Source organism: Salinibacterium sp. SWN248, from assembly GCF_015864575.1.
Classification (GTDB): domain Bacteria; phylum Actinomycetota; class Actinomycetes; order Actinomycetales; family Microbacteriaceae; genus Rhodoglobus.
The window spans coordinates 173,266-196,002 of record NZ_JADYWW010000001.1; the positions used below are offsets into that span (position 1 = coordinate 173,266).

Genomic DNA, 22,737 nt, shown 5'->3' on the forward strand with positions numbered 1-22,737 from the left:
GCCTCGCAGAAGAATACCACCGCGCTTCCACAGCTTCGTTCGCGCTGAGTCGAGCCCAGAGCCCTACTACTCCCTAGTGGCGCTAGTGCCCCCGGTGATCCTGAATCGTCATGCGCGCACCAAACGCCGGCTTGCGAAACCCGGATGCCGTGATGAGTCGCACGACCCGCTGACGGTGGCCGCGCCAGGGCTCGAGCAGTTCGAGCATCTGCTCATCGTCGACGGGTTCGCCGATAAGGGCCCAGCCGACGACGGCGGCGAGGTGGTAATCGCCGACGCTGGGGCTGTCGGGATCGGCGTGCGAGCGCTGCATCGTTTCGGCGGCCGTCCACACGCCAACGCCCACAACTGATCGCAGGGCGGCCTCGATGCGCGGCCCGCCGCGGCCCCAGTCGGCCGTGCGCTCAAGGGATGCCGCTACTTGAGTCGCGCGCATCACGGTCGCCGAACGCTGCGGCCCGACCCCGGCACGGTGCCACTCCCACGACGGAATCCGTGACCACTCCTGCGGCGTCGGCACCACACGCATCCCGGCCGGGGCTGGCCCAGGCGCTGGTGAACCGAACTTCGTGACGAGGATGCGCCACCCCCGCTTCGCCTCGATGCCCGTGACTTTCTGCTCCAGAATGGCCATCACGAGTGCCTCGAAAACGAGTCGAGTGCGAGCCAACCGCAGACCGGGGTTCTGCCGCTGCGCCTCAGCGGCAAACGGAAGCGCCGAAATGTCGAAGTCGCTCCAGTCGTCGCCCTCCCCCAGCAGCTCGGGAACGCTGTCGATCGCCCACTCAGCTCCAGCACCCCACGCGGTGCACTCCACATGCGACTGGTGCTGCACGAGAAGCAAGGTTGCGGGGCCGGCAGGGGTGAGCATCGTGCGCCAAGTGCCCGTGGCATCCACTCGCATAGTCGGATCACCGGCACCACGCTTGAGCGGCTGCAGGGTGGCGCACACATCGACGGGCCGCCCGGGCGCGAAACGCAGGCGCAGAGGCTCGGCGGCAGCGAGCGCTTCAGTCATGCGCCCTAGATTACGCGGCACCCCTGACGTAGAGTTTCACTCACAATGTTCACCTTCACCACCATGCTCCTCCTCGGCGCCTATGCCGGGATGCTTCAAGTGGATGCCCGCAAGCCGCGTTCCAGCCGGCCAGCTCTCGTCGGCAGTGTGCTTGTGATCGTCGCCGCCGTGGGTTTCCTCTTCGCTTTCGATCGCACCAATTGGATCGCCCCTTTCGTTTTCTTAGCGATCGTCTTACTCTCCAGGGCGCTCTACGCTGCCTGGGGTTGGAAACATCGCTTTCCCGAAGCCGGGATGTCGTACTGGGCGTTCTTCGTGCGCGAGCTCTACGACAACTCCTTCACAGCCAAGCAGTACGCCACGATGCTCGCCGAACGCGAACTCTCCGAAGGCCAGACCACCGCCGCTGACTAAACTGCGCTCATGCTTATCTTCATCGGAGCGGTCATCGGCGGTCTCCTCATCGGGGCCGTCTACGCCAGGGTTCACGTGCCTGCACCTCGGCCCCTCCTCCGTGTGGGGGCGATCCTTCTTGGCTTCGCCGGCGCCATGGCCGTGCTGCTCCTGCAGCCCGACGTCGCCCCGCTGCAGCACGCCCTGAACGCCCTCATCGCGTACGCCCTCAGCTTCTTGCTGGGCTCAACGCTGGTGCGCGGGATGCTCTGGCACCGGCTCCTCCCCGACTCCGGTCGCACTCCCGCCCAGACCATCGGCCGCGTCTTCCTGCGCCCCGACCAGATCTACGACGAGTGGATGCTCTTCCTCCAGTCCGAGGTCGACGCCGCCGAAGCCGAAGAAGCCGACACGACTGTGGACACGCCTGCGGCATCCAGCCCCACCGCCAGCGCCAGCGCCAGCGCCAGCGCCAGCGCCAGCGAAAGCGCCAGCGAAAGCGCCAGCGAAAGCACCAGCGAAAGCACCGCCCCCAGCCAACAGCCGTAAACTTGGCCTGTGGCTGTTCCTAAGATCCTTCTCTTCTACGTGTTCACGCCGCTGGCCGATCCGGAGGCTGTGCGGCTGTGGCAGCGCGACCTCTGTGAGTTCCTCGGGCTCGGCGGTCGCATCATCCTCTCCAAAGACGGCATGAATGGCACCGTCGGCGGCGAGCTCAAAGACATTAAGCGTTACGTGCGCAAGACGCGGGAGTATCCGGCGTTCAAGAACATCGACTTCAAGTGGAGCGAGGGTCAGGGCGACGACTTCCCGAAGCTCAGCGTGAAGGTGCGCGACGAGATCGTGAGCTTCGGCGCCCCCGGTGAGTTGCAGGTCGACGAAAACGGCGTCGTTGGCGGCGGCACGAAACTCAGCCCCGAAGAACTCCACGAGCTCGTTGCCCGCAAGGAGGTCACCTTCTTCGACGGCCGCAATCCCATCGAGGCCGCGATCGGCAAATTCACCGATGCGATAGTTCCGGATGTCGCCACCACTCGTGACTTCGTCGCCGAACTCGACAGCGGCAAGTACGACCACCTGAAAGACAAGCCCGTCGTCACGTACTGCACGGGCGGCATCCGCTGTGAGGTGCTCTCTTCTCTTATGCGCAGCCGCGGATTCGGCGAGGTCTACCAACTCGAGGGCGGAATCGTTCGCTACGGCGAAAAGTACGGCGACTCCGGTCTGTGGAACGGTTCGCTCTACGTCTTCGACAAGCGCATGGCCATCGACTTCACGGCAGACACCGAAGCGATTGGCCGCTGTTACCAGTGCGGTGCGGCAACCAAACGGGTCGAGAATTGCCACAACAAGGCCTGCCGCGAGCAGTTCGTGGTGTGCGATGAGCACGCAGACTCCGTGGCGTGTGCCGCGCATCCGATCACAGAAGCATCAATCAGCCACTAAAGCGACGCGGTGCTGCGAACCAGATCGTGGCTCGGAAACGCACAAAAATGCGCCATGATGGGTTCATGAAGATCGGAATCCTGACCAGCGGTGGCGACTGCCCCGGGTTGAACGCAGTTATTCGCGGCATCGTGCTCAAGGGCACACAGGTCTACGACAAAGAGTTCGTCGGCTTCCGCGACGGTTGGCGTGGAGTCGTTGAAGGCGACGCCATGCCCCTCACGCGCAAAGACATTCAGGGCATCTCCAAGCAGGGTGGCACCATTCTGGGCACCTCGCGCACGAACCCCTTCGAGGGCACCGACGGCGCAGACACTGTGCGCGAAAACATGGAACGCCTCGGGGTCGACTCCCTCATCGCCATCGGCGGCGAGGGCACGCTTGCTGCCGCCAAGCGGTTGACGGATGCCGGAATCAAGATCGTCGGAGTCCCCAAGACGGTAGACAACGACCTTTCCGCCACCGACTACACGTTCGGCTTCGACACTGCCACGCAGATCGCGACCGACGCCATGGACCGCCTGCGCACCACCGGCGACTCGCACGGCCGCTGCATGGTTGCTGAAGTAATGGGCCGCCATGTTGGCTGGATCGCTCTGCACTCGGGCATGGCTGCCGGCGCCCACGCGATTCTCATCCCCGAACAGAAGACCTCGATGGCACAGATCGTGGAGTGGGTCACTTCGGCTCGCGACCGCGGCCGCGCCCCTCTCGTTGTTGTTGCCGAAGGCTTCACCCTCGACACCATGGACGACGCCCACTCCGAGCGCGGCCTCGACGCCTTCGGTCGCCCGCGCCTCGGCGGAATCGGCGACATGCTTGCGCCCGAGATTGAAGCTCTCACCGGCCTCGAAACTCGCTCGACCACTCTGGGACACATCCAGCGCGGTGGAACTCCCAGCGCCTACGACCGGGTTCTTGCCACTCGCTACGGACTCGCCGCCGTCGACGCGGTCATCCACGGTCGCTGGGGTCGCATGGTGTCGCTGCAGGGTACCGAGATCACCAACGTGGCGTTCGAAGATGCCCTCGGCAAGCTCAACACGGTGCCGCAGTCGCGCTACGACGAAGCTGCGATTCTCTTCGGCTAAACCGACTTTCTGACTCAGAACCCAGCCTGCGGTTCTAGGCTGACGGTATGTGGCGTGGAATCGAAGTAGTCAAGAACGAGTCCGACCGACAAGCTCCGGCGCACGTCGAGCTCTCCGAGCAACTGGATGACAGCATCCTGATGCCCGGAGATGTCACGATCGATGTCGAGTTCTCCAGCCTCAACTACAAAGACGGCATCGCCCTCACCGGCAGACCTGGCATCGTTCGCGCCCCGCGCCTGATCGCCGGCATCGACCTCGTCGGCGTCGTCGCCGAGTCGACGGATGACCGCTTTAGTGCTGGTCAGCGTGTGTTGGTGAACGGCTGCGGTCTTAGTGAAACCCACCATGGTGGTTTCGCGGAGCGCGCGCGCGTTCCCGGCGATTGGGTCGTTCCGGTGCCCGCAAGAATCAGCAATCATCAGGCCGCCGCCATCGGCACGGCAGGGTTCACGGCCATGCTCTCCGTGCTCGCCATCGAGCGTGGAGGCGTCTCCGGCGAGGTTCTCGTCACCGGTGCTGCCGGCGGAGTGGGGTCTGTGGCCATCGCCCTGCTCACCAAGCTCGGGTACAGCGTGACGGCATCCACTGGTCGCGAAAGCGAACACGACTACCTGCGCGCGCTAGGCGCCACCACCATCATTGACCGCGCCGAACTCAGCGCCGAGCCGAAAGCGCTCATGAAACAACGCTGGGCCGGGGCGATCGACGCCGTCGGCGGCACGACACTCGCCTCGGCCATCGCCACCACCGAATACGGCGGAACGGTGACCGCGTGCGGCAACGCTCAATCGAGCGATCTACACACGAGCGTGATGCCCTTCATTTTGCGCGGCGTGAGCCTCGTCGGCATCAACTCGGTCTTCACTCCGCGAGCACACCGCCTCGAAACGTGGGACCGCCTTGAGCGCGATCTCGACCTCAGCCTGCTCGAGAGCACGACCTCCACGATCGGGCTCAGCAACGCTATCGCGGCCGGAGAAGACATCATTGCGGGGCGCATCCGCGGTCGAACGGTCATCGACGTGCACGGCTAGCAACCCGGCTGTGCCACACTTTTGAGCATGAACACTGTTTTGGCAATCCTCGGATCAGCTTTTATCTTTCTCGCCGCGCTCGTGCACCTCATGATTTTCTTCATGGAGAGCGTGCTCTTTCACACGCCTCGCGTGCAGCAAATCTTCGGAGTGCGACCCCAGGATGCGGATGCCGTGAAGCCGTGGGCCTACAACCAAGGCTTCTACAACGTCTTCCTCGCTCTCGGCGCCGGAACGGGTCTCGTGCTCATGGGCACCACCAACCTGTGGCCAGCCGGCATTGCCCTCGCCATGTTTGGCGCACTCAGCATGGTGCTCGCTGCGATCGTGCTGGTCACGTCGCAGCCTAAGACGATGCTGCGTCCCGCGATCATCCAGGGCACCCCGCCACTGCTCGGAATCATCTTCCTGGTGCTGGCCCTCAACGTCGGCTAAGACCGCACGAACGGGCGGCAACCGCCACGGCAACCTTCGCCCGCTGGCGGGCCTCACCACCCGCTAGCGGCGCAGGTACTCCACGAGCGTCTCGACGAGAGATTCGCTCGAGCGGTCTTCAGCGATCACGTGCACGGCGAGTCCAGCAGCACGCGCGTCGAACGCCGTGCGCGGTCCGATGCAGGCGACGATGGTGTCGTCGGGCAGCGGCGCGAGTTGCTCGGCCACTTGACGCGCTACTGAGCCAGAGCTGATCAGCACGGCTCCGATGCGACCGGATGCGACATCCTCCCGCACCTTGTCAGCCACGGGCACTCCGACGGTGCTGTACGCCGAAACGCTCACTACCTCGTGACCGAGTGCACCGAGCCCATCAACCAGCGTCGTATCGGCAAGGTTCGATTGCGGTGCCAGAACCCGCAGACCGGGTGATGCATCGGGCCACTCTTTGACGAGCCCGCGACCGGAGTTATCGAACTCGGGAACGAAATCGACCCGGTGTCCGGCAAGCATGAGTGCGCTGGCGGTGGTTTCTCCCACAGCAGCGATCTTGGTGTTTTCGGGGATCTTGACGTCGCTCGCAATCAGCACATCAACGGTGGTCGCGCTCGTGACAGCGATCCAGTCGAATTGCCCATCATTGAGTTCATGAAAGGCGTTGGCGAGCGCCGGAACATTCTCTGAGGGCGCGAAATTGATGAGGGGTGCGATCACGGGAATGCCCGAGTGACCCCTCAAAAGTGCTGCGACGCTGTCGCCCCAATTGCCTCCGCGCGGGACGAGCACGCGCAAACCATCGAGTGCTTTTCTTGCCATGCTCTCTATACTCCCCCTGTTGGGGAGTCAGACGCTAATCGAGCTAGTCGTCGTCGCTGAGAATTGCCCATGCAACGACAGCAACTACAGAGACTGCGGCCGCTGCTGCGCCAATAATCCACGGCAGCGGGTTGCTCTCGTACGAGTTGCGCACGGTGGTTGCAACTTCATCAACACGCTTGCCGACGTTGAACTTATCTTCGATCGCGTCGAGTGTTTTTTCGAGTTCGGCGCGAGCCTGCTCGATGCTCTTGTTGGTCTCTTCAGACATTATGACCTCCGCTTTCGGGTGCCTTTGATGGCACGAACGTCGCTCTTAATACTTTCAATCGTTTCGGTGGGTGCCGGTGGGGTTCCCTTTTTGACGAGCGCAACGCCCGCCAACACAAGGATCGCCACAATGAGCAGCAGGATGCCGGCCACGATCAGCGCGGCGGCCCAGGCTGGCACTACTTCAGCAAAGCCAAGCACGGCAGCGGCGATGAGAACCATCAGTGCGAACAGCGCGACAAACGCGGCGCCCACAAACAGCCCGATGCCAATGCCCGCGTGCTTGAGCTTGTCGACCATCTCGCTCTTGAGCGATTCGATCTCTCCGCGCACGAGGTCGCCGAGAAGGCGAGGCACGTCGGCGATTAGTGCAGCCAGTGACCGCTTGGGGTCGCGCTGCGAGTCTGTATTCGGTGATTCACCGTACATGGCAGCCCTACTTCGAGTTGGTGGACTTCGTCGTGGATGCCGCTGACGAAGACTTCTTGGCGGCAGGCTTCTTCTTGGGAGCGCTGCTGGTGGTCGTCACTTCTTCTGACGCCGACTTGTTGCTCTTGCTGGAGGCAACCTGCTTGACGACCTTCTTGGCGCCGTCTGCAAGGAACTCCGCAACATCCGGAGCCTTGTCTTTCACAAAGTCTTCAGCGTTATGGCGTTGCTGCGTGATGCGGGGATCGTTCCACAGCTTGCCTGCCGTGGCCTTGATCTTTTCGTACTTTTCGCGGCCAGCGCGGGTTCCGAGCACGTAGCCGATGCCGAGTCCTACTACTAGGAGGATCTTGCCCTTCATGGTGAACTCCATTTCGTTGCCGGTTGGTTCTTCCAACATACTCGCGATAACTGCAGACGGTGGTCAGCTTTTTCTGTTATCGCAGGTAACTAGTCTGGAGCATATTCTCAGATTGGCATAGGGCTGCGTCCAGAACTCACACAGAGTTTACAGACGAGTCATTGTGGCGAACGGAATCACGCTCCGAGGCCCCCGCGAGCCCAGCATCCCTTCTCGCTGCTACTGCGGGGCGGATGCCGCGGCGGCAGCCTTCGCGGCGGCGGGCAGTGCCTCGACAATCTTCGAGACCACGCCATCGTCGTGGGCTGCCGACACGAACCACGCCTCAAACACACTCGGAGGCAGTGACACCCCCGACTCCAGCATGGAGTGGAAGAAGGGTGCGTAGCGGTAGCCCTGCTGGGCCTTCACGTCGGCAAAGTTCATGGGCTCGGCGCCGCTGAACACGAACGAGAACAGGTTGCCCGCGTGCTGCACAACGTGCTCAACACCCTCGGCGGAGAGTGCGGCCGATGTTTCGGTCGAGAGAGTTTCGGCAACCTGGTTGAGCCGCGAATACACGGCGTCGTCAGCGAGCCGCAGCGTAGCGAGGCCCGCAGCGACGGCGACGGGGTTTCCACTCAGGGTGCCAGCTTGGTAGACGGGGCCGAGCGGAGCTAGCAACTCCATGATGCGAGCCGAACCGCCCAAAGCGGCCAACGGCATCCCGCCACCGATGACCTTGCCAAAGGTGAAGAGGTCGGGAACCCAGCGGGCGTCAGGGGCTTCGGGGTTTGCCGCGGCGGCGGCGCGAGCATCCAAGCCCCAGTAGCCAGCGGGGTCAACGCGGAAGCCCGTGAGAACTTCGTCGCTGATCGCGAGGGCGCCGTGCTCGTGCGCGATGCGCACGATGGTTTCGTTGAAGCCGGGCTGCGGTGCGAGAACACCCATGTTCGCGGCGGCGGCTTCGAAAATAACACCGGCGATGTCGTGGCCGTGTTCGGCGAAGACCTGCTCAAGAGCGGCAACGTTGTTGTACTCGATCACGAGAGTTTGAGCGGCGGTCTCGGCGGTGACGCCAGCAGAGCCGGGCATCGAGAGCGTCGCGAGGCCAGAGCCGGCTTCAGCCAGCAGCCCGTCGGAGTGGCCGTGGTAGTGCCCGGCGAACTTCACGAGCAGGCGACGACCGGTGGCACCGCGAGCCAAACGGATCGCCGTCATTGTCGCTTCGGTGCCGGTGGAGACGAGGCGCAAGCGCTCGATCGGGCTCACTCCCCCGACGCTAATGCGGGCACGCACGAGTTCGGCGAGCTCCGTCTCGGCGGGAGTGGATGCTCCAAAGCCGAGGCCGCGCGACGCAGCCTGCTGAACGGCGTCGATCACTTCGGGATGAGCGTGGCCCAGGATGGCAGGGCCCCAGGAGTTGACGAGGTCGATGTACGACCGGCCCTCAACATCCGTCACATACGAGCCGGAGGCCTTCACATAGAAGCGAGGCGTTCCGCCGACGGAGCCGAACGCACGCACGGGCGAGTTGACGCCGCCGGGCAGCACCCCGCGAGCACGGTCGAACGACTGTTGGTTGGTTACGGGTGTGGTGCCACTCGTGGAGGTGCTGGTGCTCATCGGCGTAGCCATTCTGCAAGTTCTGTTGCGTAGTAGGTGAGCACCGCTTCGGCGCCCGCCCTCTGGATGCTGAGTACTGATTCTTCGATAGCGCGGCGGCGGTCGATCCAGCCGTTCGCTGCGGCGGCTTCGATCATCGCGTATTCGCCGGAGACTTGGTACGCCCACACCGGCACACTGCTGATGGCGCTGGCGTCGGCCAGCACGTCGAGGAAGCTCATCGCGGGCTTGACCATCACCACGTCGGCGCCTTCGTCGATGTCGAGTTCGACTTCGCGCACGCCTTCGCGGCGGTTGGCCGGGTTCTGTTGGTACGCCCGGCGGTCGCCCTCAAGAGAGGACTGCACCGCTTCGCGGAAGGGGCCATAGAACGCCGAGGCGTACTTGGCGGCGTAACCGAGCAAGGGGGTGTCGGTGTGTCCAGCGGTGTCGAGAGCATCGCGCACGGCGGCAACCTGGCCATCCATCATGCCGCTGAGGCCGAGCAGCTGCGAGCCGGCTTCGGCCTGAGCAACACCCATCTCGCGGTAGCGCTCGAGCGAGGCGTCGTTGTCGACGACGAGCTCGGTCACGCCGGTCACGGGGTGGGTGCGCTCGCGCAACACGCCGCAGTGACCGTGATCGGTGAATTCGTCGAGACAGAGATCGGTTTGCACCACGAGGGCGTCGCCGGCCTCGGCGACAGCGGCGCGCGTGGCGACGTTGAGGATTCCGTTCGGGTCAATTGCACCCGAGCCTTCGGCATCCTTGTGCTCAGGAACACCGAACAGCATGACGCCACCGACGCCCAGCTCGGCGGCTTCGGCAATGGCGCGGCGCATCGAGTCGAGCGAATGCTGCTGCACGCCCGGCATCGAACTGATCGCGGCAGGCTCGGTGAGCCCTTCGCGCACAAACATCGGAAGAATGAGCTGGTTCGGGTGGGTGCGGTTCTCGGCGACCAAGCGACGCATCGCCGGGCTCGACCGCAAACGGCGGGGGCGGATGATCACGCTCGTGCCCCGGTAAGTTCCCCAGCGCCCTGTGCCAGAAGATCGTCGGCGACCCGCTGGGCTGCCTCGCGCGCCGGGTCGTCCACATCGTTGACGTACAGCGCGTGCGAGCTGGTGAGGTAGCGGGAGCCATCGAGGGCGTAGACCCGCGCATCCAAGAACAAGAGGCCGTCGTCGATCACGGCGTGCGCTCCGAGGGGAGCCGAGCATCCGGCGTCGAGGAAAGCGAGAACGTAGCGTTCGGCATCCGTCTTCGTGCGGCTGGGTTTGTGGTCGAGCACTGCCGCGAGCTTCTCTTCACCCGTGCGAGTTTCGATCGCGAGAGCGCCCTGGCCGGGAGCGGTTGGCCAGCCCGAAATGCCGAGGTGCTCGGTGACGGCAGCCGAGCGACCGGCACGAGCGAGGCCGGCAGCGGCGAGGATGACGGCATCCAGTTCACCGTTGGTGACTTTGTCGAGGCGTGAATCGATGTTGCCGCGAATGTCTACGACCTCAAGGTCGGGGTAGAGCGAACGCAGCTGAGCCTGACGACGCGGCGAACCGGTGCCGACCGTGGAACCAGCGGGCAGCGTCGCGAGGGTGAGCCCATCGCGAGCACACACCACATCGCGCTCGTCGGCACGCTTGGGGATGGCCGCGATCGTGAGACCGGGCACGGGAGCAGTCGGAAGATCTTTGAGCGAGTGCACGACAACGTCGCACTCCCCCGCGAGCAGCGCTTCGCGCAGAGCGTTCGCGAACACACCCTGCCCGCCGATCGTGGAGAGCGATTCTGTTGAACGGTCACCCTGAGTGGAGATCGGAATGATTTCCGTCTCGACGCCGGTCTTGCTTTCGAGCTGGCGTGCCACCGTGGTGGTCTGCGCCATTGCGAGTGTGCTGCCTCGCGTGCCAATACGAATTACGGTCACGGTGCTACCCCCGCGGCTGCCGGCTTGAAGCCGAGCCGCACGTTTTCACAGCATCCCGGACGACACACGTCGTACCAGGGGCCGATTGTTGTTAGTGCGGGGCGGTCTGCCACCGGCACTCCGTCGCGGCGTTCCAACACGAGGTCGATGAGACCTGTGACGAACGCCGGATGTACGCCGGGCGTGGGAACGCGAACGGCAACCATGGTGTGGCCTCCCGCAGTTTCCAACGCTTCGGTGTCGAGATCCCATTTCACTTCCATGTGGTCGGAAATGAATCCGACCGGAACGATGACGACCGCTTCGATGCCATCGGCGGCAAGCGCATCGATCGCATCGTTGATGTCGGGCTCCAGCCACGGCATCGAGGGCGGGCCACTGCGCGACTGGTACACGAGACTGTGCGTCGGCAGCATGGTGGCGGAAAAGTCTTCCGCCTGCGCCGCCATGACTACTTCGGAGACGGCGAGGTGCTGCGCCGCGTAGGCACCGCCCTCTCCGAAACCGCGCGACTCCGGGCCGCTCTTGGCGGCATCCGTCGACGGAATCGAGTGGGTCGTGAAGAGCACGTGCGTCTTCTCGGGCGCAATGCCCTTGGCGGCAATCTGAGCGAGACCGTCACGAACGCCGTCGATGAACGGCTGAACGAAACCGGGATGGTCGAAGAACTGACGCACCTTGTCGATCTGGATCGTGCCTTCGAGACCGGTCTGCTCGAGAGCGATTGCGTAGTCTTCGCGGTACTGGCGGCAGCTCGAGTAGGAGCTATAGGCGCTCGTGCCCACGGCAATGAGCTTCTTGTAGCCGCGCTCGTTGGCTTCGGTGAGCGCATCGCTCAAGTAGGGGTTCCAGTTGCGGTTTCCCCACAGCACCGGCAGGTCAATGCCGCGGCGAGCTAGCTCGGCTTCGAGCGCTGCCTTCAACTCACGGTTCTGGTCGTTGATCGGGCTAATGCCACCGAACGCGCGGTAGTGATGTGCGACCTCTTCGAGGCGCTCTTCGGGGATTCCTCGTCCGCGCGTGACATTCCGCAGGAACGGGATGACATCGTCTTGACCCTCAGGCCCACCAAAACTCGCGAGGAGAATGGCGTCGTAGGCCACGGCCTCCTCGACGTGTTCAGGGCCGGATGCCGCGGCATCCGTTGCACCGAGAACGTGCGTCATGCGAGCACCTCGGCGATCTCGTCGAGAGTGATGCGGCGGCCCGTGTAGAACGGGACCTCTTCGCGCACGTGCAAGCGGGCATCCGTCTGGCGGAGGTGACGCATGAGGTCGACGAGGTCAACGAGTTCGGGGGCTTCGAGCGCGAGCATCCACTCGTAGTCACCGAGCGCGAAGCTTGCGACAGTGTTAGCGAGAACCTGGGGCATCTCCGAGCCCTTGATGCCGTGGTCGCGGAGCATCGTACTGCGCTCGGCGTCGGGCAGCAGGTACCACTCGTAGCTACGAACGAAGGGATAAACGGTGAGCCAGGCTTCTGGCTCCTTGCCACGCATAAACGCGGGCATGTGACTCTTCGAGAACTCGGCGTCGCGGTGAACACCCATGGCGTTCCAGGTGGGAAGAAGTGAGGCGAGCGGGTCGCTGCGACGCAGTTCGCGCAGCGCCCACTGAATGTCTTCGGGATTGTTGCCGTGCAGCCAAATCATGATGTCGGCGTCGGCACGCATGCCCGAGACATCATAGAAACCGCGGATGGTGACTCCGCGAGCCTCGACAGCGGCAACGGCCGGTTCGAGGTTGCCGGCGAGCGCCGGACGGTGCGGATCACGACGCAAAACCGCCCACAGTGTGTAACCCAAAACTTCAGTGGACTTGTCGACGTCTGTCATGTCTTCCATTCTCTCCCGCGCCTTCTGGGCACACTGGGAAAATACCGTGAGTTAGGTGAACCTAACTATTCTATCTCTTCGGCTGCCTCAGCGGCGGGCTCGGCGGCGGGCTCCTCGGTGGCGAGCGCCAGCAGTCGATCGGCCGTGGCGTTGGCGTGCGTGACGATGCCAGCCAGCCCGGTTCCGCCGACGGTTTCGCCGACAACGACTACGCCATCCGTGCGCTCAGCGGCGGCGAGCGCGGCCGGGCGAACCCATTCGCGACGAGCAAAATCGATAACGGACCCCGGCGGCAACGAAACCCCGAGCAGCACTTCGGCATCGCGACGAGCGACGTCGGCAAACTCTCCGGCCGGCACCTCGTTGTACGAGAGGCGCACAACGTGGCGGCCATCCGCCTGCTCTTTCAGCCACTGCCATTTCGCGGTCGCATGGGTGAGCGCGCGAGCGGAAACGGCGGTGCAGCCGGGGGCGACGAGCACTCCTGAACCGCGGGGTTCGGTATCCAACGCGGGCGCATCAAGCACGAGGGTTGCGAGCGTCACGGTGCGGCCACGAACCGGGGCGAGGATGCCGGGAGCCGCCACAATGACGGTACCGTCAAGGTCGGCGAGCGCCTCAGCACTCTCAATGCGCCGGTCGAGCTCGACAATCACGCCGTAGGTCTTCAGGTCGGCGGCCAACTCAGTGACGAGTCGATTGATGCCGCCCCGGATGCCCTGAACCGCGGTTCCGGCCGGCATCGCGCCGCGCATCGAACGCACCGCTGCCGCCAGCGACCCGTGGAGGGCGAGGCGTTCCTTGAGCGTTGCAACGCGGTCGAGCGGAAGATCGTCGGGGTGCAGCGAGTACACGCCGTGCACGACGGGGGCGACCAGTTTCTCTACGACGGCCTTGCCCATGCGGCGACGAACGAGCGCTCCGAGCGACACGTCAGTACGCTTTCCGAACCACGGGATAAGTGAGTCGAGTTGGGCGCGCAGAGCGCCGCCCATACCCAGAACTGCGATCGTCTGAGCGTCGAGCGGTGTCGCCGGAATGCCCAAGATGCCGGTGCTGGGCAACGGAAGGGCCGTGCCATCCACGGGCTGCAGCCAGGCACCTTCGTCGCTCGGCGAAACGATGTCGTCGCCAAGACCCAGCTCGCGAGCGAGGTCGGCAACAGTATTGCCGCGGGTGGCGAAGCTTTCGGCTCCGGCATCCAGATTGATGCCGCCGACACGGTGGGATGCCACGGTGCCGCCCAGATGATCGCTTGCCTCAATGAGACGCACGGTCCGTCCCGCCCTAGCGAGACGGCGCGCCACAACGAGTCCGGCAATGCCCCCGCCAACGACGGTGAATTCTGTCGTGCTCACGCTCACTAACCTTCCTCGTGAACGAGCTCCACAATTTTGGTGAGCACATCCGGGTCAGTGTCGGGGCCAACACCGTGGCCGAGGTTCACGACGTGGGCTGGGGCAACGCGGCCGCGGTTCATGACGTCGCGCACGTGCGCTTCGAGCACATGCCACGGTGCGCCAAGCAGCGCGGGGTCGATGTTGCCCTGCAGTGGAACGCCGCCACCGAGGCGACGGTCAGCCTCATCGAGCGGGATGCGCCAGTCAACACCCATCACGTCGGCGCCAATGCCGTGCATGGCCTGCAAAACTTCGCCGCTGCCGACACCGAAGTGAACCTTCGGAACCTCGTAACCGCGCAAGTGCGACAGAACGCGCTTGGAGTGCGGGGCAACCCGGCGCACGTACTGCTGCTCGGAGAGCGAGCCAACCCAGGAGTCGAACAGCTGAACGGCAGAGGCGCCAGCCTCAACCTGGGCGATCAAGAATTCGCCAGCGACATCCGCACACCAGTTGAGCAAGTTCGCCCAGGTCTGCGGGTCGGAATACATGAGCGTGCGAGCACGCTGCTGGTCTTTGCTCGGGCCACCCTCAACCATGTACGACGCGAGAGTGAATGGTGCTCCAGCGAAACCGATCAGCGGGGTGGTTCCCAACTGAGCAACGGTTTGCGCGACAGCCTCGCGGATCGGCGCAAACGCAGCCGGGTCGATCGGGTGCAGCTTGGCGACATCCGCCGCTGTACGAATGGGGTTAGCGAACACGGGGCCACGACCGGGAACAATCTCGACCTCAACGCCGGCAAGCTTGGCGGGGATCACGATGTCGCTGAAGAAAATAGCGGCGTCGACATCGTGGCGGCGCACGGGCTGCATCGTGATTTCGCTCGCGAGGTCGGGCGTGAGGCACGCCTCCAACATTTCGTTGCCTTCGCGCAGTTTGCGGTACTCCGGAAGGGAGCGGCCGGCCTGGCGCATAAACCAGACGGGAGTGGTTTCGGGGCGATCGCCGCGGTAGGCCCGGATGATAGGCGAGTTAGCTGTGCGGCCGTCGAGAAGTGGGTGGTCAGAATTCAAAGTCACGGGGTTAACATTAGGTTGTGCTCCTGTGTCTTAGCTCGAATCATCGCAACGCGAGCTTAGACGTACTCGAAAGTCTGTCTGAGGTCGCCCCGGCGGCCACCGTCGACCTCGTATCGCACAATGATTTCGTTGCCGGAGCCGTTCTGGTTGCCACCTGCAACCGCTTCGAGGCCTACCTCGATGTCGAAGAACCACTCACCGCCGGTTCGGCCATCACCGTGTGTTCTCTGCTCGAATCGCTGAGCGAACGCACTGGACTCAGCCTCGATACTTTGCACGCCTCCATCGCCGTTCATGAGGGGGCGGATGCCGCAGCTCACCTCTTTGCGGTGACCTCGGGTCTTGAGTCCGTCGTGATCGGTGAAGCCGAGATCTCCGGCCAGGTCAGTCGCGCTCTCGATCAGGCGCGCAAGGATGGCACCACTACCCGCGACCTCGAGCGCCTCTTTCAGCGCGCCACTCACACGAGCCGCGGCATCAAGAACAACACGGCCATCGGCGGGGCAGGCAAGTCCCTCGTGCGCCTCGCTCTCGAACTGGCCTCGAGCCGCGTCGCCGACTGGTCGACCGCGAGCGTTCTCGTCGTGGGCACCGGCCGCTACGCGGTCACGACCGTCAACGCCCTGCGCGACAAAGGCGCACTCGACCTTCGCGTCTTCTCGCCCTCGGGCCGCGACGCCGCCTTCGCCCTCAAGCACGGGCTTACCCAGAGCGAGGACTTCGACGTCGATGTCGTAGTCACCTGCACCGTGAGCGCTCTGCTCGGCGCCGAACGCTTCTCAGCCGCCAGCAAGTGCCTCGTGCTCGACCTCGGGCTCCCCCGCAACGTTGACCCCGCCGTTGGCCAACTCAACGGTGTTGACCTGCTCGACCTCGAAACCATCAGCCTGCACGCCCCGCTCGAAGAACTGAACGCGCATGCGGATGCTCGCAACCTGGTTCGCACGGCCGCCCACGAATTCGCTGCCGAAAGCCAGGCGGAGCCAGCCATCGTTGCTCTTCGCACGCACCACTTCGCCCTCCTTGAGGCGGAAATAGCTCGCGCCACTGCCCGCGGAGCCGGCGACGAAACCATTTCGGCGCTGCGTCACCTCGGCGGCGTTCTACTGCACGGCCCTTCGGTGCGCGCCCGCGAGTTCGCGGCTGATGGCCGCGTCGCAGAGTTTGATGCTGCCCTCTCGGCGCTCTACAACATCCCGGTGGAGCGCACGGCACGAGCAAGCGACGCCCAGGCGCGACCGCACACGGCGTAGTCACGGGTCGCGATTCTGGCCTTCGGCACCACCCACAACGATGAGGGGCTCGCATGAAACCGTATGAGTCAACAACGCCCCTCCACACCGAGCGCCTCGTGCTGCGCCGTCTCACTCCCAGCGAGCACGATATCGATGATCTGCACGCCCAGCAGTCAGACCCCGAGCTCACCACCTACATGCTCTACGAGCCCCGCGACCGCGCCACGATAATCGAGAAGATCACCGAGTGGACGGCCAGCGAAGTGCTCGCGGAGACTGACGATTACGTGCAGCTGGCCATTGAGCTTCCGGATGCTGTTCCTCCTGTTGCGGCGGGTGCGGTGCCCTCAGCTCACCACCGCGAGCGCCGCCCTGTGATGATCGGAACCCTGTATTTCAAGATCGAAAGCGCTGAGGATTCGAATGCTGAGATCGGCTGGGCGCTGCATCCCGATTTTCAGGGCAAGGGCTATGCCCGGGAGGCGGCATCCGCTCTGCTCGATCTCGCTTTCGACACTCTGAAGCTGCACCGGGTATTCGCCAATCTGGATCCCCGAAACGACCATTCCGTTCGCTTGTGTCTCGCGCTTGGCATGCGGCATGAAGCGCATCACGTGGAAGATATGTGGTTCAAGGGCGCGTGGGCCGATACCGGAATTTATGCAATTCTCGACCGCGAATGGGCTGCACACCCGCACAGTTGAGGCTCCCGCGCCCTCGTTTTTCTTTGCGAATTCTCCCATTTTCCGCGGAAAATGCACACCCAGACTAGGGGACAGACAGAACGTTCTGGTGCAGTTTTCTGCGGGATCTCGCCGCGCGTCCCCCGAGTGGGGACTCGTGAAGATTTTCGGCAGCGCCGATTCTTATAACACCGCGCACACTTCCCGACCGTTACGCGGTTTTTCTACGCCCATCTGATGGGGCGTCGGCTCCGAACTACAAACCAACCGAAAGAGATCTATGTCTGAGCATGTCGTTTTGTTTGCTGGCCCCATGGGCTCCGGCAAGACGACCGCTATTCGCAGTCTGAGTGAAATCGATGTGGTGTCGACTGAGGCTACCAACACGGATCGCGAGACAGCGGATAAAGAGACCACTACGGTGGCGCTTGACTACGGCGAGATCACCATCGACGATGTCACGAAGGTTCGCCTCTACGGAGTTCCGGGGCAAAAGCGTTTCGATTTCATGTGGTCTATTTTGGCGGGCCGCGCACGTGGTCTACTGCTGCTGATCAACAATGATGCGCCCGACTCTGTCGCGTTGCTTCTCGAATACCTCAACAACTTCCGCGACCTTCACTCCCGCGGCGCAGTTGTCATCGGTGTCACCAAGTCTGATGTGTCTGATGCACCCAGCGTTGCCGACTATTCCGCAGCACTCACCGCTGCATCCCCTGACCAGCTCATTCCCGTATTCACCGTTGACCCGCGCAATGCTGAAGAGATGCGCACCCTGCTGCTGACGCTCGTCGCCAGCGTCGAAATGCGTGAACTCCTTGCACCTGCTCCGGCACCAATCTCCGAGAAAATCTGATGAACCTCACACCTGCGCCCGTCGCCACCATGGCGTCGCACCTGAACCCCGTCCACATCGATGCCGGCAACCGCACCCTCGCCGAAATGCAAGATCTTGCGAGCTCGCTCACCTTTGCCTCGCTGCTCACCGATGATGGCTTCGAGATCGTTCACCTCAACGGAACCCACGCGGATGGCGGACGCTTCGCCAGCATGTCCAGCTCAGTGCAAGCACTCAGCGATGCTGTCGCCCACGAACTGAAAATCGGCACCAACGAGTACGTGATCATTGCATCCGAACTCGGCCACGTCATCCAACTGCGCGTTCAAGGGCACCCCATCGTGCTCGCCGCGCTGTTCGACACTCATGAAACTTTGGGCAAAGGCCTCTCGATCGCTCGCATCGCCGCGCGACGCATGGCCGAGCTCATTGCGTAACTACGCACCACTCGAAGTAACACCAACCCGACACCTAAACGGAGAACACAATGTCAAACATCACTGAAACCCTCGCCGCTCTTCTCGAGACTGACGGCGCTATGGCTGCCGCAGTAGTCGACAGCGGATCGGGCATGCTGCTCGGAAGCGCCGGAACCGGCATCGACCTCGACGCGGCAGCAGCCGGCAACACCGAGGTAGTGCGCGCCAAGCTCAAGACCATGAAGGCTCTCGGCCTCAAGGACTCCATCGACGACATCCTCATCACGCTCTCGAGCCAGTACCACATCATCCGCCCGTTGGCATCGAACCCCGAGGTCTTCATCTACTTCGTACTCGACAAGGCGAAGTCGAACCTCGCGCTTGCACGTATCAACGTCAAGACCGCCGACTCCAGCCTCGGCCTCTAAGAATCCACTCGCTGTGGCGGTCATTCGATGACCGCCACAGCAGGCTTTACCGCTCAGAAAGAAACATCATGACCGACGGCACCAGTATCCCCGCTGGGTGGTACCGCGACCCGCTGGGCGCTCTGCAGCTTCGCTGGTGGGATTCCGCGTCCTGGACCGAGCACGTTTCGGCCCTCGACAGCTCGCCAACACCACTAAACGACACGATCGCTGAAGAACAGTTCAACGTCAGCGCTCCTGCCACCGCCGCGGACCCCGACGTTCTCGTCATTCACCCGGCCCCGCGCAAGAGCGCCCGGGATCATGCGAACGCGAGTGCCTCCATGGCCTCGGCAATGCCCGCAATGGGCGGCACGACAACTACTGCGACGGCCACCGCCCCTGTCCCGGTCACAGCCTCATCGACGGTTGCTGCCGCTACTGCTGCACCTGCCGACGAGCCGACGCGCGCCACCGCACACATTCTCAACGTCACCCCGATCGACGACGACAACACTCAAGCGGATGCCGCCTCCGTTGCGCCCGCAGCCGGCAAGCGCCGCGCGGGCCCCGCTAGCAGTGTTGATATCGCTCTGCCCGCGGCCACCTGGAACGCGCTCAACCGCGCCATCACCGAAGCCGTTCATTCCGCTGCGGAACCGCTCGTGGAACTCCGCTTCGCCGACGCCCCCACCCTGGTCATTGACCCCCGCGGCAGCGTCTACTGGTGGGCCCAACCGCTCGAAAAACTCTCCGCAACGAACACCGATGGTGACGTTGAAACCGTCGCTCGCCCGCTCGCGATCCATCACAGTGAAGCTGGCCGCGACTGGGAACCCCTGATTTGGCTCATCGGCACTCAGGCTCAGCCCGAGTCGTTCGATCCGCTGAGCCTTTCGGGTGCTCGCTTCAAGCTCCGTCGCTGGCCAAACCTCACCACGCTCACGCACACGACCGATCAGATGAGCATGACCGCAATGCTCGGCGCCGCCTACCTCACGATCACCGAACTCGCGTCACTCGCGCATGTTCCTGAAGATGAAGCGCGTCGTCTGGTCTCGACTTTTGAACTGATGGGTCTGTTGACGCACACCGTCGATACGACGGCAGATGTGATTCGGATGCCTGAGTCTGAAGCCTCGAAAGAGGGAATCTTCTCTCGACTGAAAGCACGCTTCAGTCGCTAGCCGCGGGGTGCGTCTTAGTGCACATACTCCAGCAGGTCGAGGCCGAAGGTGCGCATCGCTTCAATCACGCGCAAGCGTGAACGAAGGTTGGCGTCATCAAATTGAATGGATGCCGCATAGGCGACCGCGCGCTTGTTGCCTCTGAGGGCGCCCGCTTCCGCTCGCACCCCCTGGTCGATTCCGGTCTTGTTGACCAGCAGTGTGTTGTGGTCTGCTCCCCGGTGAGCCAGGGGATCAAGCCCGAACGCACTCGCCACGAGCGACAGATCGGTGTTGAGCGAGAGCCAACCGAGCACGCGCTGGCTGGCGATCGAGTTCACAATTTCACCCCGGGCGAGGGCGCCGAATAGCCAACTGAGTTCTATGGCGGAGCCGACGGAAAGCTGCGGTGCATCGTCGGGACCGCGGGTGTCACGCACGAGGTCGAGAAGTGCTGTCTTGGTGAGGCCGAGGGATTCGGTGCGGGCTCGCACAGCATCCAACCCAATGAGACGCAGCAGGATGTTGGTCGCGAGGTTGTCGCTGGTCGCACCGACGAGGGCCGCCAAGTCCGCTACCGGAAGCGATGGTGCCTGCAAGTGCTGCCACAGCCCTGCAGCACCGACGGAGGCTCCGGGAACTTTGTCGAGGATGCCGTAGGGGGCAAAGTCGCGACTATCGAATCGTGCCGCTACTTCGATGAGCAACAGGATCTTGCCGATGCTGGCCGTGGGAAGCTCTACCCGATCGTCGATGCTGAGGATCGTCTTGCCCGTGTTGATGTCGACCGCACTGGCGGATACGCGCACGCTGCGATCGGCAAGTTTCAGTTTTCCAAGCGCGGCAAAGGTACTGGTGAAGTTGGGTACTTCTCCAGTTCCGGCATGCTTCGCAACTCGGGGGGTGCGAATGCGATTCCGGCGTTCTCGGGTTTGCTCGATCTCTACCAAATAGTGACGCGATCTTTCGGGTCCAGCCACAACGAATCGGATTTCGTAACACTAAATGTCTCATAGAACGCGTCAAGATTGCGAACAATTTGATTGCATCTGAACTCGTTCGGCGAGTGAGGATCGATCGCGAGCAAGCGAATTACCTCTTCATCGCGACCCTTTTGCTGCCACGCTTGCGCCCAGGACATGAAGAATCGCTGCGCGCCGGTGAGGCCGTCGATGACGGGAGCTTCGGCTCCGTCGAGCGAGATTTGGTAGGCCTTCCACGCAATCGCGAGCCCGCCGAGGTCGCCGATGTTCTCGCCAATCGTGAGCGAGCCATTGACGTGGTGCTCGGGAACCTGAGCCGGAGCCAAAGCGTCGTACTGGTCGATGAGCGACTTGGTGCGTTCTTCGAACGCGGCCTTATCTTCGGGAGTCCACCAGTCAATGAGGCGACCATCGCCATCGTATTTGGAACCCTGATCGTCGAAGCCGTGACCGATTTCGTGTCCGATTACCGCACCGATCGCGGCATAGTTGGCGGCGTCATCCCGACCCTCGTCGAAAAAGGGGTACTGCAGGATGGCGGCGGGGAAGACGATCTCGTTGAAGCCAGGGTTGTAATAGGCGTTGATGGTTTGCGGCGTCATGAACCACTCGTCGCGGTCGAGCTCTTTGCCGATCTTGCCGAGTTCACGCTGGAACTCGAATTCGTTGGCCGCCCGCACGTTGCCGGCGAGGTCATCCGCGCTGATCTCAAGCGTGGAATAGTCGCGCCACTTTTCGGGGAACCCGATCTTGGGCGTGAACTTGTCGAGCTTCTCGAGCGCACGCTCGCGGGTGGTGGGGCTCATCCACTCCAGGTCGGTGATCGACTGGCGGTAAGCCTCAACAAGGTTGGCGACGAGCACATCCATCGCGGCCTTCGCCGTCGGCGGAAAGTGACGCTCAACGTAAATCTTGCCGACAGCTTCTCCAAGCACTCCTTCGACCAGCGAGACGCCGCGCTTCCAGCGGGCACGAAGCTGGGGAGTGCCCGACAGCGTGCGACCGTAGAAATCAAAGTTCGCTTCAACAAAGTCACCCGACAGGTAGGCAGCGTTGTTGCGGATGACCTGCCACGACAACCAGTCACGCCACGCCTGCAGGTGGTCGTCACTCAGCACCGCCTCTAGCCCCTCGGCGAAGCTGGGCTGGCGCACGACAACCTCGTCGAAGGCATGGTCGGGAACATCGATGGCGTCGAGCCACACGTTCAAGTCGACAGCACCCGTGAGGTCGTTAGCGGCCTGCCACGTCATCGGGTTGTAGGTCTTTTCACTGTCACGGTTGGCGACGTTATCCCAGTGCTTCGACGCGATCTCGGTTTCGAGGGCGACGATGCGGCCGGCACGCTCAGCCGGGGCATCGAGACCGGCGAGCGTGAGCATCCGCTCAATAAAGGTTTCGTACTTGGCGAGGATTTCGGCGAACTTTTCTTCGCGGTAATACGACTCATCGGGGAGGCCAAGACCGCCCTGCTCGAGAAAGACGAGGTAGCGCTCGGGGTTGCCGGGGTCGTTGTCGACGAAGAGTTGGAAGAAGCCACTCGTGCCGCCGCGTTCGAGGCGACCGAGAGTGCTGAGAAGAGTGGGGATGGAATCGACAGCGGCTACGTCGGCAAGCTGCGGTGCGATGGGGGTAGCCCCGAGCTCGTCGGCACGGGCCTCATCCAGGAAGCTTGCGTAGAGGTCGCCGACCTTGCGCGCTTCTGTGCCCGGCTCAGCCGACTGCGACTCAATGATGATGTCGCGCACAGCGGCTTCGGACTCTTCGGCCAGCACCATGAACGAGCCATAGCGCGCCTTGTCCGACGGAATCTCGGTGCGGTCAATCCAGGCGCCATTCACATGGCGGAAGAGATCGTCTTGAGGGCGCACCTTCTCATCTAGTTCGTTGACGGCAATTCCGGAAGGCAATGACGATTCGGCACTCATGCACCCCAGCCTAGAGCG

At 63.2% G+C, this 22,737-nt stretch carries 26 protein-coding genes; 12 read left to right on the plus strand and 14 right to left on the minus strand.

What is annotated here, in order from left to right:
- Window positions 1-82 precede the first annotated feature (82 nt).
- On the minus strand, window positions 83-1,018 hold the full coding sequence (locus I6E73_RS00740) for a DNA-3-methyladenine glycosylase (RefSeq protein ID WP_197122328.1): 936 nt from the start codon (window positions 1,016-1,018) through the stop codon (window positions 83-85).
- A 45-nt stretch (window positions 1,019-1,063) separates the two neighbouring features.
- On the opposite strand from I6E73_RS00740, the gene I6E73_RS00745 reads away from it, so the two are divergent.
- The 6 genes from I6E73_RS00745 to I6E73_RS00770 all read left to right on the plus strand — a co-directional run bounded on the left by I6E73_RS00745 (window position 1,064) and on the right by I6E73_RS00770 (window position 5,420).
- Complete coding sequence (locus tag I6E73_RS00745; protein WP_197122330.1) at window positions 1,064-1,432, plus strand: hypothetical protein; 369 nt, start codon at window positions 1,064-1,066, stop codon at window positions 1,430-1,432.
- 9 nt (window positions 1,433-1,441) lie between these two features.
- Window positions 1,442-1,960, plus strand: a complete 519-nt coding sequence (locus I6E73_RS00750; protein WP_197122332.1) for a hypothetical protein — start codon at window positions 1,442-1,444, stop codon at window positions 1,958-1,960.
- Between the two features lie 9 nt (window positions 1,961-1,969).
- On the plus strand, window positions 1,970-2,857 hold the full coding sequence (locus I6E73_RS00755; RefSeq protein ID WP_197122334.1) for a rhodanese-related sulfurtransferase: 888 nt from the start codon (window positions 1,970-1,972) through the stop codon (window positions 2,855-2,857).
- A gap of 65 nt (window positions 2,858-2,922) precedes the next feature.
- Window positions 2,923-3,948, plus strand: a complete 1,026-nt coding sequence (locus tag I6E73_RS00760) for a 6-phosphofructokinase (RefSeq protein ID WP_197106950.1) — start codon at window positions 2,923-2,925, stop codon at window positions 3,946-3,948.
- Window positions 3,949-3,995: 47 nt separating this feature from the next.
- The gene (locus I6E73_RS00765; RefSeq protein WP_197122336.1) at window positions 3,996-4,985 is read left to right on the plus strand and encodes an MDR family oxidoreductase; all 990 of its coding nucleotides are present in this window, start codon (window positions 3,996-3,998) and stop codon (window positions 4,983-4,985) included.
- Window positions 4,986-5,012: 27 nt separating this feature from the next.
- Window positions 5,013-5,420, plus strand: coding sequence for a DUF1304 domain-containing protein (locus tag I6E73_RS00770; RefSeq protein WP_197122338.1), 408 nt, complete (start codon window positions 5,013-5,015; stop codon window positions 5,418-5,420).
- 63 nt (window positions 5,421-5,483) lie between these two features.
- On the opposite strand, the gene I6E73_RS00775 is transcribed toward I6E73_RS00770, so the two are convergent.
- The 11 genes from I6E73_RS00775 to hemE all read right to left on the minus strand — a co-directional run bounded on the left by I6E73_RS00775 (window position 5,484) and on the right by hemE (window position 15,060).
- Entirely contained in the window at window positions 5,484-6,236 is a 753-nt protein-coding gene (locus I6E73_RS00775; RefSeq protein WP_197122340.1) for a uroporphyrinogen-III synthase, read from the minus strand.
- Window positions 6,237-6,279: 43 nt separating this feature from the next.
- Window positions 6,280-6,507, minus strand: a complete 228-nt coding sequence (locus I6E73_RS00780; protein ID WP_197122342.1) for a DUF3618 domain-containing protein — start codon at window positions 6,505-6,507, stop codon at window positions 6,280-6,282.
- On the minus strand, window positions 6,507-6,935 hold the full coding sequence (locus I6E73_RS00785; protein ID WP_197109137.1) for a phage holin family protein: 429 nt from the start codon (window positions 6,933-6,935) through the stop codon (window positions 6,507-6,509). Before I6E73_RS00785 ends, I6E73_RS00780 begins: the two co-directional genes overlap by 1 nt.
- Window positions 6,936-6,942: 7 nt before the next feature.
- Window positions 6,943-7,335, minus strand: a complete 393-nt coding sequence (locus I6E73_RS00790; protein WP_197106943.1) for a YtxH domain-containing protein — start codon at window positions 7,333-7,335, stop codon at window positions 6,943-6,945.
- Between the two features lie 180 nt (window positions 7,336-7,515).
- Window positions 7,516-8,901, minus strand: a complete 1,386-nt coding sequence (locus I6E73_RS00795) for a glutamate-1-semialdehyde 2,1-aminomutase (protein WP_197122344.1) — start codon at window positions 8,899-8,901, stop codon at window positions 7,516-7,518.
- Window positions 8,898-9,893 carry a porphobilinogen synthase gene (gene hemB, locus I6E73_RS00800; protein WP_197122346.1) on the minus strand — a complete coding sequence of 332 codons (996 nt, stop codon included), beginning with the start codon at window positions 9,891-9,893 and terminating at the stop codon, window positions 8,898-8,900. Before hemB ends, I6E73_RS00795 begins: the two co-directional genes overlap by 4 nt.
- Window positions 9,890-10,804 carry a hydroxymethylbilane synthase gene (gene hemC, locus I6E73_RS00805; protein WP_197122348.1) on the minus strand — a complete coding sequence of 305 codons (915 nt, stop codon included), beginning with the start codon at window positions 10,802-10,804 and terminating at the stop codon, window positions 9,890-9,892. Before hemC ends, hemB begins: the two co-directional genes overlap by 4 nt.
- Window positions 10,801-11,970 (minus strand): ferrochelatase, encoded by a 1,170-nt coding sequence (locus tag I6E73_RS00810; protein WP_197122350.1) that lies wholly within the window; start codon window positions 11,968-11,970, stop codon window positions 10,801-10,803. Before I6E73_RS00810 ends, hemC begins: the two co-directional genes overlap by 4 nt.
- Window positions 11,967-12,647 carry a hydrogen peroxide-dependent heme synthase gene (gene hemQ, locus I6E73_RS00815; RefSeq protein WP_197122352.1) on the minus strand — a complete coding sequence of 227 codons (681 nt, stop codon included), beginning with the start codon at window positions 12,645-12,647 and terminating at the stop codon, window positions 11,967-11,969. Before hemQ ends, I6E73_RS00810 begins: the two co-directional genes overlap by 4 nt.
- Before the next feature lie 56 nt (window positions 12,648-12,703).
- The gene (locus tag I6E73_RS00820) at window positions 12,704-13,996 is read right to left on the minus strand and encodes an NAD(P)/FAD-dependent oxidoreductase (protein WP_197122354.1); all 1,293 of its coding nucleotides are present in this window, start codon (window positions 13,994-13,996) and stop codon (window positions 12,704-12,706) included.
- Between the two features lie 5 nt (window positions 13,997-14,001).
- Window positions 14,002-15,060, minus strand: a complete 1,059-nt coding sequence (hemE, locus tag I6E73_RS00825) for a uroporphyrinogen decarboxylase (protein ID WP_197122356.1) — start codon at window positions 15,058-15,060, stop codon at window positions 14,002-14,004.
- A 17-nt stretch (window positions 15,061-15,077) separates the two neighbouring features.
- Between hemE and I6E73_RS00830 the strand changes: the two genes are divergently transcribed.
- The 6 genes from I6E73_RS00830 to I6E73_RS00855 all read left to right on the plus strand — a co-directional run bounded on the left by I6E73_RS00830 (window position 15,078) and on the right by I6E73_RS00855 (window position 19,829).
- Window positions 15,078-16,313 (plus strand): glutamyl-tRNA reductase, encoded by a 1,236-nt coding sequence (locus tag I6E73_RS00830; RefSeq protein ID WP_197122358.1) that lies wholly within the window; start codon window positions 15,078-15,080, stop codon window positions 16,311-16,313.
- 53 nt (window positions 16,314-16,366) lie between these two features.
- Window positions 16,367-16,999 (plus strand): GNAT family N-acetyltransferase, encoded by a 633-nt coding sequence (locus I6E73_RS00835; protein ID WP_197122360.1) that lies wholly within the window; start codon window positions 16,367-16,369, stop codon window positions 16,997-16,999.
- 259 nt (window positions 17,000-17,258) lie between these two features.
- A complete protein-coding gene (locus I6E73_RS00840) occupies window positions 17,259-17,834 on the plus strand; it encodes an ATP/GTP-binding protein (protein ID WP_197122362.1) in 576 nt (191 codons plus the stop codon).
- A complete protein-coding gene (locus I6E73_RS00845; RefSeq protein ID WP_197122364.1) occupies window positions 17,834-18,253 on the plus strand; it encodes a roadblock/LC7 domain-containing protein in 420 nt (139 codons plus the stop codon). The genes I6E73_RS00840 and I6E73_RS00845 overlap by 1 nt, the downstream gene beginning before the upstream one ends.
- A 50-nt stretch (window positions 18,254-18,303) precedes the next feature.
- Complete coding sequence (locus I6E73_RS00850) at window positions 18,304-18,663, plus strand: hypothetical protein (protein WP_197122366.1); 360 nt, start codon at window positions 18,304-18,306, stop codon at window positions 18,661-18,663.
- A gap of 68 nt (window positions 18,664-18,731) precedes the next feature.
- Window positions 18,732-19,829 (plus strand): DUF2510 domain-containing protein, encoded by a 1,098-nt coding sequence (locus tag I6E73_RS00855; protein ID WP_197122368.1) that lies wholly within the window; start codon window positions 18,732-18,734, stop codon window positions 19,827-19,829.
- Between the two features lie 14 nt (window positions 19,830-19,843).
- On the opposite strand, the gene I6E73_RS00860 is transcribed toward I6E73_RS00855, so the two are convergent.
- Both I6E73_RS00860 and I6E73_RS00865 read right to left on the minus strand, forming a co-directional pair.
- On the minus strand, window positions 19,844-20,758 hold the full coding sequence (locus I6E73_RS00860) for a serine hydrolase (protein ID WP_197106929.1): 915 nt from the start codon (window positions 20,756-20,758) through the stop codon (window positions 19,844-19,846).
- Window positions 20,752-22,719, minus strand: a complete 1,968-nt coding sequence (locus tag I6E73_RS00865) for a M13 family metallopeptidase (protein ID WP_197122370.1) — start codon at window positions 22,717-22,719, stop codon at window positions 20,752-20,754. Before I6E73_RS00865 ends, I6E73_RS00860 begins: the two co-directional genes overlap by 7 nt.
- Between the last annotated feature and the right edge of the window lie 18 nt (window positions 22,720-22,737).

Bases quoted from the DNA above. Each gene is read 5' to 3' on its own strand.
- I6E73_RS00745 (WP_197122330.1), top strand. From the start codon at position 1,064: ATGTTCACCTTCACCACCATGCTCCTCCTCGGCGCCTATGCCGGGATG.
- I6E73_RS00785 (WP_197109137.1), bottom strand. From the start codon at position 6,935: ATGTACGGTGAATCACCGAATACAGACTCGCAGCGCGACCCCAAGCGG.
- hemQ (WP_197122352.1), bottom strand. From the start codon at position 12,647: ATGGAAGACATGACAGACGTCGACAAGTCCACTGAAGTTTTGGGTTAC.
- I6E73_RS00845 (WP_197122364.1), top strand. From the start codon at position 17,834: ATGAACCTCACACCTGCGCCCGTCGCCACCATGGCGTCGCACCTGAAC.
- I6E73_RS00750 (WP_197122332.1), top strand. From the start codon at position 1,442: ATGCTTATCTTCATCGGAGCGGTCATCGGCGGTCTCCTCATCGGGGCC.
- I6E73_RS00760 (WP_197106950.1), top strand. From the start codon at position 2,923: ATGAAGATCGGAATCCTGACCAGCGGTGGCGACTGCCCCGGGTTGAAC.
- I6E73_RS00835 (WP_197122360.1), top strand. From the start codon at position 16,367: ATGAAACCGTATGAGTCAACAACGCCCCTCCACACCGAGCGCCTCGTG.
- I6E73_RS00855 (WP_197122368.1), top strand. From the start codon at position 18,732: ATGACCGACGGCACCAGTATCCCCGCTGGGTGGTACCGCGACCCGCTG.
- I6E73_RS00740 (WP_197122328.1), bottom strand. From the start codon at position 1,018: ATGACTGAAGCGCTCGCTGCCGCCGAGCCTCTGCGCCTGCGTTTCGCG.
- I6E73_RS00840 (WP_197122362.1), top strand. From the start codon at position 17,259: ATGTCTGAGCATGTCGTTTTGTTTGCTGGCCCCATGGGCTCCGGCAAG.
- I6E73_RS00770 (WP_197122338.1), top strand. From the start codon at position 5,013: ATGAACACTGTTTTGGCAATCCTCGGATCAGCTTTTATCTTTCTCGCC.
- I6E73_RS00775 (WP_197122340.1), bottom strand. From the start codon at position 6,236: ATGGCAAGAAAAGCACTCGATGGTTTGCGCGTGCTCGTCCCGCGCGGA.
- I6E73_RS00795 (WP_197122344.1), bottom strand. From the start codon at position 8,901: ATGAGCACCAGCACCTCCACGAGTGGCACCACACCCGTAACCAACCAA.
- I6E73_RS00780 (WP_197122342.1), bottom strand. From the start codon at position 6,507: ATGTCTGAAGAGACCAACAAGAGCATCGAGCAGGCTCGCGCCGAACTC.
- I6E73_RS00810 (WP_197122350.1), bottom strand. From the start codon at position 11,970: ATGACGCACGTTCTCGGTGCAACGGATGCCGCGGCATCCGGCCCTGAA.
- I6E73_RS00865 (WP_197122370.1), bottom strand. From the start codon at position 22,719: ATGAGTGCCGAATCGTCATTGCCTTCCGGAATTGCCGTCAACGAACTA.
- I6E73_RS00765 (WP_197122336.1), top strand. From the start codon at position 3,996: ATGTGGCGTGGAATCGAAGTAGTCAAGAACGAGTCCGACCGACAAGCT.
- I6E73_RS00850 (WP_197122366.1), top strand. From the start codon at position 18,304: ATGTCAAACATCACTGAAACCCTCGCCGCTCTTCTCGAGACTGACGGC.
- I6E73_RS00790 (WP_197106943.1), bottom strand. From the start codon at position 7,335: ATGTTGGAAGAACCAACCGGCAACGAAATGGAGTTCACCATGAAGGGC.